13 protein-coding genes are annotated in these 13,287 nt (G+C 62.3%); 3 read left to right on the forward strand and 10 right to left on the reverse strand.

Features of this window, described 5'->3' with window-relative positions; genetic code table 11:
* Window position 1: 1 nt before the first annotated feature.
* The 3 genes from HU764_RS24640 to HU764_RS24650 all read right to left on the reverse strand — a co-directional run bounded on the left by HU764_RS24640 (window position 2) and on the right by HU764_RS24650 (window position 1,505).
* Window positions 2-163, reverse strand: coding sequence for a DUF1328 domain-containing protein (locus HU764_RS24640; protein ID WP_003252966.1), 162 nt, complete (start codon window positions 161-163; stop codon window positions 2-4).
* Between the two features lie 55 nt (window positions 164-218).
* Complete coding sequence (locus HU764_RS24645; RefSeq protein ID WP_186703879.1) at window positions 219-509, reverse strand: hypothetical protein; 291 nt, start codon at window positions 507-509, stop codon at window positions 219-221.
* Between the two features lie 174 nt (window positions 510-683).
* Entirely contained in the window at window positions 684-1,505 is an 822-nt protein-coding gene (locus tag HU764_RS24650; RefSeq protein WP_186679095.1) for a BON domain-containing protein, read from the reverse strand.
* A gap of 209 nt (window positions 1,506-1,714) precedes the next feature.
* Between HU764_RS24650 and algB the strand changes: the two genes are divergently transcribed.
* Both algB and HU764_RS24660 read left to right on the forward strand, forming a co-directional pair.
* The gene (algB, locus tag HU764_RS24655) at window positions 1,715-3,061 is read left to right on the forward strand and encodes a sigma-54-dependent response regulator transcription factor AlgB (protein ID WP_027591966.1); all 1,347 of its coding nucleotides are present in this window, start codon (window positions 1,715-1,717) and stop codon (window positions 3,059-3,061) included.
* Entirely contained in the window at window positions 3,058-4,836 is a 1,779-nt protein-coding gene (locus HU764_RS24660; RefSeq protein ID WP_027591967.1) for a KinB sensor domain-containing domain, read from the forward strand. The genes algB and HU764_RS24660 overlap by 4 nt, the downstream gene beginning before the upstream one ends.
* A gap of 15 nt (window positions 4,837-4,851) precedes the next feature.
* Here HU764_RS24660 and HU764_RS24665 read toward each other — a convergent pair whose 3' ends face one another.
* The 7 genes from HU764_RS24665 to HU764_RS24695 form a co-directional block, all read right to left on the reverse strand.
* Entirely contained in the window at window positions 4,852-6,471 is a 1,620-nt protein-coding gene (locus HU764_RS24665) for an EAL domain-containing protein (RefSeq protein ID WP_027591968.1), read from the reverse strand.
* Between the two features lie 107 nt (window positions 6,472-6,578).
* The gene (locus tag HU764_RS24670) at window positions 6,579-7,367 is read right to left on the reverse strand and encodes an N-acetylmuramoyl-L-alanine amidase (RefSeq protein WP_186703880.1); all 789 of its coding nucleotides are present in this window, start codon (window positions 7,365-7,367) and stop codon (window positions 6,579-6,581) included.
* Window positions 7,368-7,445: 78 nt separating this feature from the next.
* The gene (locus HU764_RS24675; RefSeq protein ID WP_186703881.1) at window positions 7,446-9,389 is read right to left on the reverse strand and encodes a GGDEF domain-containing protein; all 1,944 of its coding nucleotides are present in this window, start codon (window positions 9,387-9,389) and stop codon (window positions 7,446-7,448) included.
* A gap of 27 nt (window positions 9,390-9,416) precedes the next feature.
* Window positions 9,417-10,271 (reverse strand): endonuclease/exonuclease/phosphatase family protein, encoded by an 855-nt coding sequence (locus HU764_RS24680; protein ID WP_027591971.1) that lies wholly within the window; start codon window positions 10,269-10,271, stop codon window positions 9,417-9,419.
* Window positions 10,272-10,282: 11 nt separating this feature from the next.
* Window positions 10,283-10,915: a thiol:disulfide interchange protein DsbA gene (gene dsbA, locus HU764_RS24685; protein WP_085272105.1), complete on the reverse strand. Its 633-nt coding sequence runs from the start codon at window positions 10,913-10,915 to the stop codon at window positions 10,283-10,285.
* Between the two features lie 203 nt (window positions 10,916-11,118).
* On the reverse strand, window positions 11,119-11,736 hold the full coding sequence (locus HU764_RS24690) for a c-type cytochrome (protein ID WP_186679138.1): 618 nt from the start codon (window positions 11,734-11,736) through the stop codon (window positions 11,119-11,121).
* Between the two features lie 31 nt (window positions 11,737-11,767).
* Window positions 11,768-12,070 carry a c-type cytochrome gene (locus HU764_RS24695; RefSeq protein WP_186655332.1) on the reverse strand — a complete coding sequence of 101 codons (303 nt, stop codon included), beginning with the start codon at window positions 12,068-12,070 and terminating at the stop codon, window positions 11,768-11,770.
* A 201-nt stretch (window positions 12,071-12,271) separates the two neighbouring features.
* On the opposite strand from HU764_RS24695, the gene yihA reads away from it, so the two are divergent.
* Entirely contained in the window at window positions 12,272-12,904 is a 633-nt protein-coding gene (gene yihA, locus HU764_RS24700; protein ID WP_186703882.1) for a ribosome biogenesis GTP-binding protein YihA/YsxC, read from the forward strand.
* Window positions 12,905-13,287 lie beyond the last annotated feature (383 nt).

Below are 13,287 nucleotides of genomic sequence, written 5' to 3' on the forward strand. Positions count from 1 at the left end.
GTCAACCTCGACCACGTCCAAAGAAGAAGGAGGCTACGAACAGGACCAGGAAGACGATGAACAGGATCTTCGCGATACCCGTAGCGGCGCCAGCGATACCACCGAAGCCCAGTACGGCGGCGACAATGGCGATGATGAGGAAAGTGATAGCCCAACTCAGCATGGTGGTTCTCCTTTCTTTTTTGAAATCAATCCGGCCCTAGGCGTCCAGGACAGGCTCAGAACACCCAGCGATCCTGGGGTACGACAGTTTCTACGGTGGCCGACGAGGCATTGGCCTTAGGCGAAGGCAGCGGGTCAGCCGCCCTGACCAGGGTGCTGGCACGGGTTGCCTGAATCTGCGTCAACAGCGCGGTCTGCGCCGCCACTTGATCTGCCAGACGCGCGGTCTGCCAGCTGTAGTAGAAGAGGCCGGCGGCCAAGGTCATCAGCAGCGCCATGCCGAGAAACAGGAACTGGCGCAAAGGCAGTGCGGCGTTCTGCGAGCGGTTGACAGATTGGCGGTTCATGCCGGCTCCTCCTGCTGTAATTGTTGTTCAAACCTGAACAGGTAATTGCAGCCTGCATGCCAGCCTTTGAATTCAATAAAATTCCTTTAAAATCATATACTTAAGATAATCACGCATGGCACCGAAGGACGTATCCTGCACGATGCCGTCCCTGACGTCGTGCGAATTGCACGATCAGCCCTCGACCTTGGTCGCGACCTTGAGCAGGTCGGCGTCCACACCGCGCACGCCGATGATCTGCCGGGCGATCTCCACGGCGATGGTTTTCTGCTCGCTGCTGACCACCTCTCCCGACAGCCGTACCAGGCCCTCTTGGCTGGCCACCTTGAGGTTCAGGCCATCGAGGTTGCGGCTGAAACGGAAGCTGTTCTGGATCTTGTCGACGATCCAGCTATCGCTGGGTTGCGGCCCGGTCGGGGCACCCACCGGGTTCTCGCGAGCCTTGGCCATGGCGGCGGTATCCAGGCTGACCAGGTTGTTGACCAGGTGCACGCCGTCGGTGGTTCGCGCCACCACCCCGGCCAGCTCCTTGGCCTCCGCGCTGTCGACCCTGCCGCGAAGCGTCACCACGCCATCGCTGCTTTGCACCTCGATAGGCGCTTTCTCGGTCGTGCGGCTCCACAGCAGCCGTGCCCTGATCACGGCAGCCAACGTTGCATCTTCCAGCCGCTGTGCATAAGCCCGCAGTTCCAGCGGGCGCTCCACCAGCTGGGCATTGACCTTCAACTGGTTGTCGACCTGTTCGATACCGCGGGTAGCCAGGGCGACATGCTCGGCCAACTGGCGCTCGACATCGTTCTCGACCTCACCGGTCAGCCGCGCCTGCTGGCCGTCCACCTCGACATCGATGCGAAACGGGTTGAGCATCCTGTTGAGCGATAACGCGGTTTGCAGCGAGCCCTCCAGGCGGGCGTCCTGCACAGGGTCAGCGAATGCCGGGGTCAATACCGGCAGCAAGGTGGCCGCCAACACGGCCAGTCGTGGGGAAAAGGGCATGGCTGTGGCTCCTTTGTTGGCAAAAACAGAAAATAGTCGCAACCAATGTGCCAGCGCGTAGCTCTAAGCAAATCATCGAGATATCGCGGTTTTCGGGCTTACTTTGGCCATTGGCTAGCATGCAAAGGACAGAATCCTTCAGAATTGACCATGCAACTTGCCCGATTTTTCCCACACTAATTGAAGATCTATCCTAAGGAGCGCAGGAAATGGAATCAGCCCAGGACAACCAAGGCCGCATTCTGCTGGTGGATGACGAGTCCGCGATCCTGCGCACCTTCCGCTACTGCCTCGAAGACGAAGGCTATAGCGTGGCCACCGCCAACAGTGCCGCCCAAGCCGAAACCTTGTTGCAACGCCAGGTGTTCGACCTGTGCTTCCTCGACCTGCGCCTGGGCGAGGACAACGGCCTCGACGTGCTGGCGCAGATGCGCATCCAGGCCCCCTGGATGCGGGTGGTGATCGTGACCGCGCATTCGGCGATCGACACCGCGGTGGATGCCATCCAGGCAGGGGCGGCCGATTACCTGGTCAAGCCCTGCAGCCCAGACCAGCTGCGCCTGGCCACCGCCAAACAGCTGGAAGTGCGCCAACTGTCGGCACGCCTCGAAGCCCTTGAAGGCGAGGTGCGCAAACCCAAGGACGGCCTCGACTCGCACAGCCCGGCCATGATGGTGGTGCTGGAAACGGCGCGCCAGGTTGCAACCACCGATGCCAACATCCTCATCCTGGGCGAGTCCGGCACCGGTAAGGGCGAGCTGGCCCGCGCCATTCATGGCTGGAGCAAGCGTGCGCGCAAAGCCTGCGTCACCATCAACTGCCCCTCGCTGAATGCCGAGCTCATGGAAAGCGAGCTGTTCGGCCATACCCGCGGCGCCTTCACCGGTGCCAGCGAGAGCACCCTTGGCCGGGTCAGCCAGGCCGACGGCGGCACGTTGTTCCTGGATGAAATCGGTGATTTCCCACTGACCTTGCAGCCTAAGCTGCTGCGCTTTATCCAGGACAAGGAGTACGAGCGTGTGGGTGACCCGGTCACCCGACGCGCCGATGTGCGCATTCTGGCTGCCACCAACCTCAACCTCGAGGAGATGGTGCGCGAAAGCCGCTTCCGCGAAGACCTGCTGTACCGCCTGAACGTGATCACCTTGCACCTGCCGCCCCTGCGCGAGCGCAGCGAAGACATCCTGACCCTGGCCGATCGTTTTCTGGCCCGCTTCGTCAAGGAATACTCCCGGCCCGCCCGCGGCTTCAGCGACGAAGCCCGTGCAGCCCTGCTCAACTACCGCTGGCCTGGCAACATCCGTGAACTGCGCAACGTGGTCGAACGCGCCAGCATCATCTGCCCGCAGGAGCGCGTCGAGATCAGCCACCTGGGCATGGGCGAACAACCCGCCGGCAACGCACCTCGGGTTGGCGCAGCCTTGAGCCTGGATGAACTGGAACGCGCCCACATCGGTGCGGTGCTGGCTGCCAGCGATACCCTTGACCAGGCCGCCAAAACCCTGGGCATCGATGCCTCGACCCTGTATCGCAAACGTAAGCAGTACAACCTATGAAGTGGCAGATGAAGCTGCGCACGCGGCTTTTCCTCAGCATTTCGGCGCTGGTCACGGTGGCCTTGCTCGGCCTGATGCTGGGCCTGGTGAGCGTGCTGCAGATGGCCTCGGTGCAACAGCAGCTCGTGCGAGACACCACCCACGCCCTGGAAGTGGGGCTTAAATTGCGGCAGAACCTCGGCGAACAGCTGACCCTGATCCTCGACGAGGACACCGCGCCGCAAAGCCTGCAAGTGCTGCAAGACAACTTCCAGTCCCTGCTCAACCAAGGGCTTGAACAAGGCGGCGAACGCACCGGCTTCAGCAAGGCCAGCAGCAACTACCAGACCTTCCTCGAGGCCTACCGCGACAGCCCTGCACCGGCGCGCAGCATGGGTATGGACCAGCCCCTGGGGGCTGCCTTCAACCAAGTGCGCACCGACCTTATCGACGCCCACAAGCAAGCGCTGGATCACATTACCCGCAGCGAGGAACATACCCGCGATCGCGCCTTGATGGTCAGCGGCGTCCTTGGCCTGATGGGCTTGGTGATCCTCGTGCTGGGTTTCATCACGGCGCACAACATCGCGCGACGCTTCGGCCAACCGATCGAAGCCTTGGCCAAGGCGGCCGATCAATTGGGCAAGGGCGACTTCGACGTAACACTGCCAGTTACCCAGGCCATCGAGCTGAACCAACTGACCCGCCGCTTCGGGCTCATGGCCGACGCCTTGCGCAAGCACCAGGCAACCAACGTCGATGAACTGCTGGCCGGCCAGCAACGCCTGCAGGCCGTGCTCGACAGCATCGACGATGGCCTGCTGATCATTGACCGCCAAGGCCGCCTGGAACACCTCAACCCTGTGGCGCAGCGCCAGCTGGGCTGGAGCGACAGCCGCCTAGGCAACACCCTGGCCGAAGCCTTGCAACGCCCGGAGCTGGAGCAACAGCTACGCCAAGTGCTGCGCGGTGGTAGCCTTGATCGCCCACCCGACGACCTGAGCATCGACGTCGATGAAGAAACCCGCCTGCTGACCTACAGCCTGACACCGGTCAGCCACCCCCAGGGGCCGATCCTGGGTGCGGTGATGGTGCTGCACGATGTCACCGAACAACGGGCCTTCGAGCGCGTACGCAGCGAGTTCGTGCTGCGTGCCTCGCACGAGCTGCGCACCCCGGTCACGGGCATGCACATGGCGTTCGGCCTGCTGCGCGAGCGGGTGAAGTTCCCGCCCGAGGCGCGCGAGTACGACCTGCTCGAGACCATCGGCGAGGAAATGCAGCGGCTGACCCAATTGATCAACGACTTGCTCAATTTCTCGCGCTACCAGAGCGGCCTGCAGAAGCTTGACCTCGCCCCCTGTGCCATCGATGAGCTGCTGGAGCGCGCGCAGCTGCGTTTTACCGAGCAGGCCGCGCACAAGCAGATCGAATTGATCAAGGAGCTGGAACTGCCGCTGCCACGTATTCAGGCCGACATCGCCCAGCTCGACCGGGTGTTGGACAACCTGCTGCACAACGCGGTCCGCCATACCCCCAGCGGTGGCCGTATACGGCTTCACGCCAGGCGGCATGCGGAGCGGGTGATCATCAGTGTCGAAGACAACGGCGAGGGTATCGCCTATGGGCAGCAAGGGCGCATCTTCGAGCCGTTTGTGCAGGTAGGGCGCAAAAAAGGTGGCGCGGGTCTTGGCTTGGCGTTGTGCAAAGAAATCGTGCAACTGCACGGTGGCAGAATGGGCGTATTTTCCCGGCCGGGGCAGGGCACTCAGTTCTACATGGCATTGCCGGTCTGACGACAGGGTTTGCCCTCAAGACTCATCGGTACCCCGCCGCGCCGGCACCGCCCGCCACCCGCGGGTCACCAGCTCGGCAAATTGACGGGCGTTCAACGGCCGGGCGAACAACCAGCCTTGGCCGTAATTAACCCCTTCACTGTTGAGTAACACCGCCTGGTCTTCGCATTCGATGCCTTCGGCAATCACCCGCAGGTGCAGGTCGTGGGCCATGCGGATGATGTGCGGGGCCACACCACTGCTGGCGGCATCGTGCCCCAAGGCATCAATGAAGGCCTTGTCGATCTTCAGGCAGTCCACGGGCAGCGTCTGCAGGTAGGCGAGGCTGCAGTAACCCGTGCCAAAATCGTCGATCAACACTTGGTGGCCCACCGCACGCAGAGCCTGCAGGTTGTCGCGCGCCACCACCACGTCGATCAGGCCGCGTTCGGTCACCTCGAAGGCGATCTGGCTGGCCGCCACCCGGTGCAAGGCCAGCAGCCGCGCCGCCACCCGGCCAATGCGCGGGACCATCACATCACACGCCGCAAGGTTTACCGAGATGTACAGGTTGCGGTGCGAACGCAGCAACTGGCCCAACTGCTCAAGCACCCGCTGCAAGACAAAGTCAGTGATCTGGCGGATCTGCCCGGTATTTTCGGCCAACGGAATGAACAGGTCCGGGCTGGTCAAGGTGCCGTCCGGGCGGCGCCAGCGCACCAGGGCCTCGGCACCGACACAACGCCGTGTGTCGAGCTCGATGATCGGCTGGTAAAGCACCTGCAGTTCGCCCCGGCGCAGTGCGTTCTGCAGCTCCGAGCTCATCGAGCGGCGCTGCAGAATCAGCTGCAACACCAGCCAGCCAATGCAGCAGGCGGCCAGTACGCTGCCAGGGAACAGCAGCCAGAGCATGCCGTTCATGCGCAGGGGCAGGCTGGCGCGTGGCGCAATCAGCACCAATTGGTAATCCGGCGATTTGGTCGGCATGCGGTAGATGAGGCGGTCGCTCAATTCGAGCAGCGACTTGTGGCTGGCCGACCAGGCCGAGGGCGGTGGCCACACCTGCGGCGGGCCTAGTACCGGGATGGCCCGGGTACCGTTGTCCAGCACCACCACTAGGCTGCCACCGGGCGGCAGGTCGACAACATCGGTCAGGTGCCCGCGCGACGTGGACACCACGAAATTGCCACGCCCCAGCATCAGGGCTGCCAGATTTTCGTCGGGTTCGATCGTGGTGTTCAACCAATAGCTGTAGGTCGGCCCCTTGATGTCGGGCGCGCGCAGTGGTTCGAAGGCCCGTTCATCCCCCCGGTTGGAGCAGGCGACATGGGCATCGACGTACGCGGCTTCATAAATGAAGCGCGAACTCAGGCCCACCTGCTGCAATGCCGCCAGCATCTCTGGGCTGCAGCCGCGCAAGGGCTGCGCCTGCAGGGTGTCGACCCCTTCACGAAGCTGGCCGAATACCTGCTCAAGGCGATCGAGAAAGCGCTCGCCCTGCGCATTCATCTGTTCACTCTCGCTTTGTTTCATCTGCTGCAGGGCAATACCGATGCTGGCGCTGAGCAACAGTGCGGCGCTGGCCAGTGCTGCCAGTGAGGCCAGCATCCAGGGACGGTAAAAAATTTGGCGCAGCGTGGCGATGAGGGCTGACATCAAGGGCATCCAGTTGATTACCAAGGTATAGCAACTGAATCGAGAATCATCCTCGCCGTTGGGCGATTAACGGGTCAAGGGCTGCTGCGCAGCCCATTCCCCCTGCATCAACGCATGCGGTTGAGCACTTGCAGCATGGCGGCCGTCTGGGCATCGGGCATGCCATCGAAGCGTTGTGGGCGGAAGCGCATCTGGAACGCCGCGATCACATGCCGGGTGGCCACGTCGAGTTCACCGGTTTGCGCGATCGCATAGCCGAAACGCGCCAGCTCCTGCTGGTACCAGCTCACGCTCGGCGGGTTGACGCTGAAGAAGGCTTGTTGCCGCGCCACTGCGTTAGGCTCGGGCCAGATACCGATACCCGCGTCGGCCAGGCGCTTCCACGGGAACAACGGGCCTGGGTCGAGCTTGCGCAACGGCGCGATATCGCTGTGGCCAACGATATGCCGGGGGTCGATGTTGTTGCGTTTGACGATGTCTTTGAGCAGCGCGATCAAGGCCTGAATCTGGGCTTCGCTGTAGGGGTGCCAGACTCGGCCATTCGGCGTATCGGTGAACCCTGGGTTGACGATTTCGATACCGATCGAGGTCGAATTCAACCAGGTGCGCCCTTGCCATTGGCTGTCACCGGCGTGCCAGGCGCGGCGGCTTTCATCCACCAGCTGATAGACCGTGGCCGGGCCATCGCCGATCAGGTAGTGGCTGCTGACCTCGCCATGGGTCAGTAGCGCCAATGAGCGCTCGAGCGAGGCATTGGTGTAGTGCAGGACGACAAACTGGATACGCTCGTCCTGGTTGGCCGAAGGGTGGCTGCGGTCGATGCGCAGGCCCGTCGAGCAACCTGCAACAGCAACCAGCAAGCAGGTGAGCAGTGTTTTTTTAACGGTGGAAAGCACGTCGGCGGCCTCAGCGTGTAAGCGCTACAGTATAACGTGCTCTGAATGGCCTGTGCTCGCCGTGAGTCAGTGCCGCCCTTACCCCTGCTCGACTCGGTTGCGCCCCAAGTCCTTGGCACGGTACAGCGCGGTGTCGGCGCGCTTGAGCACCTGGTCACCGCGCTCGCCGGAACGGAATGCACCCAAGCCAATGGAGGCGGTGATCACCACGCGCTCGCCTTTGAAATGGAACGGGCAGGCTTCGATGGTCGCACGCAGTAGCTCAGCCATCTGTGCGGCCGCGGCGGGTGAAGTCTGCGGGAACAACAGGACGAACTCCTCACCGCCAAAGCGGGCGATGAAGTCGCGCCCGCGCAGGCGCTTGCGCAGCTGGTCAGCGACGATCTTCAGCACCTTGTCACCCGCCAGGTGCCCGTAGTTGTCGTTGATGCGCTTGAAGTGGTCCAGGTCGAGAATCGCCATGGCCAAGTGGCCGCCGTTTTCCTGCCAGTCGAGCATCTCGCGTTCCAGGTGCTCGCTCCAGGCTGCGCGATTAGGCAGGCCGGTCAGCGGGTCGAGCAAGGCCTTTTGCCGCTGCTCTTCAAGGTGCTCGCGATAGCCAAGCGCCTCGTGCTCCATGTTCGCCACACGCTCGGACAGGCCCTGCAGGCGACCGGCAAGTTCCTGCTCGCGGCGATCACGCTCGTGCTTGTGCTCGTCCATGGTCACCAGCAAGCCCTCGAGCCGGTTTTCCAGGATGTGCTTGAGGCTGTCCACGTCGGCGGCGCCCTTCACACTGCTCTGCAGCCCATCAACCTGCTGGCGGAGCTGGGTGTCCAGCGCCTCGGCGGCGGTGCTGTTGTCGGCATGCCCGGCACTGGCTTCGTGCAGGTGGCTCTGGAAACCTTCCAGGCGCTCGTTGAGCTGTTGCAGGTAGGTCTCGAATTCGTGCTGGCCGCTGTCGGTAATCGCCAACATCAGCACCGCCAAGTCGTCGAGCACCGGGATCAGTTCGTACCAGTTCAGCCCCCGCGCCACCCGCTCGCGCATTTCCAGGGCCTGGGCCTTGTGCCGCTCGGGCAGGCTGAGGTCGTCGAGCAAGCCGATCAGCGTCTGCTCGATATGGGCGGCCACTTGGCTGTAGGGCGGCTCTACCGCGTAGGGCAGGGCATAGGGGCCATCTTCACCGAACGTTTCTTCCAGCGTCTGCGGCGGTACGGCCTCTGGCGTGGGTTGGCTGAGGGCTGGCTCTGGCGCTGGCGCCTCATCCGGCACAGGCTCGGGTGGCGGCGCGCTCGGCACGTCTGCGGTTTCGATCAGTGCCGGCCCTTCCAGCTCCGCTACCAAGGCTGGCTCAGGCAGTGCTGGGGGTGCCAAGGGCAGCAGTGCGTCTACATCCTCGGGCTGCGGGTCTTCAGCAACGCGCTGAACGGGGGCGGCAACGGGCGGCGCCACGGCCTCAGCCATTGCCACAACAGGCGCCGCCGCCAGTGCAACCTCTGCTTCGTCGGGCTGCTCGCTGTCACGACCACCAAACAAGCGCTGCAGAAAGCCTGGCCGCTCTTCTTCAGGCTTGCCCAACGCATCCAGCGCGCGACCTTGCAGGCCGCTCAGCTCCCCCAGCAACGGGGGCAGCTCACGCGACTGGGCAACCCCGCCGTCGAGTTTTTTCGCCAGTTTTTTCAGCGGCCGCGAGATGTCGCTTGGCAGCGGCAAGCCTTGCAGCTGAGTGACCAGCGCCGTCAGCGCATCGCTGACCTGGTTCATGCGGGTTTCCCGGCGTTGCTCGGAATCCAGCACGGCTTTTTCCAGGCGCGGAATCAGCCCGGCAAGGCCTGCGTCCATGTTGTCGCTGCGGATGACCTCACGCATTTCCTTCATGCACTGGTCCACCACCTTGTCACTGCCTTCGGCAGCCAGGGTGCTGCGCACCAGCCCACGACGCAACAGGTCGAGACGCGCGTCCCAACGGCGTTCAAGCTTCTCTTGCTGCTCGATGCTCTTAAGGTATTTCTCTTTCCAGCGCTCAGCGTCGTCAGTCATGCCCGGGCCCGCAAACGGTGATGGCAATTAGCTCAAAACCGGCAGCGTATCCACAGTCAATGCATCAGGCAATCGAATCTCGACGGCAACGGGAAGGTGATCGGAAATTGGCTGCGCCAACACCTCCACGCGCTCAAGGGTGAGGCTTGGGCTGAGCAGGATATGGTCCAGGCAACGCTGCGGTCGCCAACTGGGGAAGGTGGCCTCGACTTGCGGGGCAACCAGGCCCAGGTCGCGCAGGGGGGAGTGCTCCAGCAGGTCGGTGGCATGGGTGTTCATGTCACCCATCAACACCTGATGGCGGTAGCCGCCAATCAGCTCGCGAATGTAGCCAAGCTGCAGGGCGCGGGTTTTGGCGCCGAGCGCCAGGTGCATCATCACCACGATCAGCGCATCTTCACCCTCGCCGAAACGCACCAGAATGGCACCGCGACCGGCCGGGCCGGGCAGGGGGTGGTCTTCGAGGTGTTGCGGCTTGAGGCGGCTGAGCACGCCGTTGCTGTGCTGGGCGAAGCGCCCGAGGTTACGGTTGAGCTGCTGGTACCAGTAAGGGAAGGCGCCCAGTTGGGCCAGGTGTTCGACCTGGTTGATGTAGCCTGAACGCAGGCTGCCGCCATCGGCTTCCTGCAAGGCCACCAGGTCGAAGTCACTGAGCAGCTTGCCGATTTTTTGCAGGTTGCTGGCACGCCCGGTGTGCGGCAGCAGGTGCTGCCAGCTGCGGGTCAGGTAATGCCGGTAGCGCTCAGTGCTGATGCCAACCTGAATATTGAAACTGAGCAGCCGCAGGCGCCCATCCTCTGGCAGGCCAGGCGCCTGCAGGTGATGTTCGTTGACCTGCGGCTGGTGCAGGCCAATGCCACGCGTGCTTCGGAAGCGGGGCATGGGTACGCCGCTTACTTAGCGGCGCGCTCCTTGGCGATCAGCTGGTCGGCAACATTCAGCACGCCCTCTGGCCCGCCTGCGGTGCCCAGGTCGAAGCGGTACTTGCCGTTGACGACCATGCTCGGTACGCCGGTGATTTCGTACTTCTTCGCCAGTTCCTTGGCCTGGTTGACCTGGCCTTTGATGGCGAAGGAGTTGAAGGTGGCGAGGAATTTGTCCTTGTCCACGCCTTGGGTGGCGAGGAAGTCGGCCATGTCCTGAGGGTCGGTCAGGCGCTTTTTCTGGTTCTGGATGGCGTCGAAGACGGCGGCATGCACCTTGTGCTCGACGCCCATGGCTTCGAGGGTCAGGAACATCTGGCCGTGAGCGTCCCACGGGCCACCGAACATGGCCGGTACGCGCTTGAAGTTGACGTCTTTCGGCAGTTTTTCAGCCCACGGGTTGATTACCGGCTCGAAGTGGTAGCAGTGAGGGCAGCCGTACCAGAACAGCTCGACCACTTCGATCTTGCCAGGCACGGAAACTGGAACAGGGTTGCTCAGCTCGAGATATTCCTTGCCGGCAACAGGCTCGGCGGCCTGTACGGCGGTCATACCGAATACGCTGGCGGCGACCAGCGCAGCGCTGAGAATCAGTTTACGCATGCTTTACTCCTGAGCATTCATGGGTCGCCTCGACGCGACCTGTGTTGAGACAGGCCGGGCCAGGCCCGAGTTCTGTAGTGTAACGGCTGCGGACGTAAAAAAGGGCGGTCCGGCCGCCCTTTCATCTTTGGCTTACAACATTAACCGAATGTTAATACGCCAGCCTCTTCGCGGGTTTGGCCGCGAAGCACTCGCCATTTACCTCAGTGCAGGCCCTGGATGTAGCTGGCCAACGCTTCGATATCGTGGTTGCTCAGCTTGCCCGCGATGGTACGCATGGTCATGGCATCGCCATCGTTGGTACGCACGCCTTCACGGAACTCGGTCAGTTGCTTGGTCACGTATTGCGAGTGCTGCCCGCCCAGGTGCGGGAAGCCCGCCAGGGCGATGCCTGCGCCGTTCGGTGAGTGGCAGCCGGTACAGGCGGGCATGCCTTTTTCCAGGTCGCCGCCATTGAACAAGGCGCGACCGCGTTCGACGAGCTTGGGGTCGGCCGCCCCGACGCTACCTTTTTGGCTAGCGAAGTACGCCGCGATATCGGCCAGGTCCTGGTCATTGAAGGCAGCCAGCATGCCGGTCATCTCCAGCACGGTGCGCTTGCCGGACTTGATATCGTGCAGTTGTTTTTCGAGGTAACGCTGGCCCTGGCCTGCCAGTTTCGGGAAGTTCGGTGCCAGGCTATTGCCGTCGGGGTTGTGGCAGGCACCACAGACGGCCGTCTTGGCCTGGCCGGCGGCGGCATCGCCTTTGATAGGTTCCGCAGCAATGGCCGCACCTGCGACACCCATGGTCAACAGCAGACTCACGACTAGTTTGTTCATCAGCTAATCCAACACGGCTAAGGGTGAAATGTTATGTATCGGGACTGCCGCTCATCCAAAGGATGACCAAACGGTAGTCCTCGGCACTGCAGTCCATGCACAATCCACGCGGCGGCATAGCCTTGAAACCCTGGGTCACATGCCTCACGAGTACATCCACACCTTGCGCCAGCCTTGGCTCCCATGCTGCCCGGTCACCCCGCTGGGGGGCCTGTGGCAACTGACCGGCGTGACAGGCCGCACACGTGCGGTTGTACAACACCTCGGGATCCTGTGTAGCCTGTGCGCTGAAAAACGGCAGGAACATACCGACAGCAAGCAGCCATTTCGCCATGCGGAACGACCTTCAGGGTTGGGGGCCGCGCTGCGTTCTGATGCGCGAGCTATTGTTCGACACCCCATGCTCGCTCTCCTTCGCTGGGAGAATGAGCACACAAAAACTGGGGCATTATATACTTCCGCCATCCAAACGGAAACGACACCGCTTGCCAGGCTCGAGCCTTCAGAGTCAGGCAACACCCACATCGGATATCCCATGCAAGTCAAGAACCCCATCCTCGGCCTCTGCCAGAAAGCCACATTCGCCCTCAGCGCAGCCAAGGTCGAACAATGCCCGGACGACCAGGGTTACGAGGTGGCTTTCGCCGGCCGTTCCAACGCCGGCAAATCCAGCGCCCTCAATACCCTGACTCATGCCAGCCTGGCGCGTACCTCGAAAACCCCGGGGCGCACCCAGCTGTTGAATTTCTTCAGTCTGGACGATGAACGGCGTTTGGTCGACCTGCCGGGCTACGGTTATGCAAAAGTACCGATTCCACTCAAGCAGCACTGGCAGCGCCACCTGGAAGCCTACCTGGGCAGCCGTGAGTGCCTGCGCGGTGTGATCTTGATGATGGACGTGCGCCATCCGATGACCGACTTCGACAAGATGATGCTCGACTGGGCCAAGGCCAGCGGCATGCCGATGCACATCCTGCTGACCAAGGCCGACAAACTCACCCACGGCGCCGGCAAGAACACCTTGCTCAAGGTGCAGTCGGAGATCCGCAAGGGCTGGGGCGACGCAGTCACCATCCAGCTGTTCTCGGCACCGAAGCGCCTGGGGCTGGACGAAGCCTACCGCGTGCTGGCGGGCTGGATGGAGCTGGAAGACAAGCCCGTGGCCTGAAAGCCTGGATAGACTCCAGTAGGAGCAGCCTTGTGCTGCGAAGAGGCCATGTCAGGCTGTAGATATCTGTTGCCCATATTGGCCCTTTCGCAGCACAAGGCTGCTCCTACAGTGGGGAGCAGCAGCGCCTGTCAGGCAAATCGCAGGCAAAAAAAACCCCGGACTTCGTATGGGGAGGGGGAAGTTCGGGGTCCAAGTCCGGACCGCTAGGGCGGGGTCCAGATATCTGCCAACACTTAACACAACATAGGAGCATCGAAGGGCTTCACCAGCCATTCAGTTACTCTGAGTTCCGCTTCACCGGTTTAGTTCCGAAGCCCTGAAAACTATTTGCGATAGTTTCATGAAACTCCAGCACTAATGGCATCTAGCCATGCCAGGAT

It is taken from the genome of Pseudomonas kermanshahensis (assembly GCF_014269205.2).
Taxonomy (GTDB): Bacteria; Pseudomonadota; Gammaproteobacteria; order Pseudomonadales; family Pseudomonadaceae; genus Aquipseudomonas; species Aquipseudomonas kermanshahensis.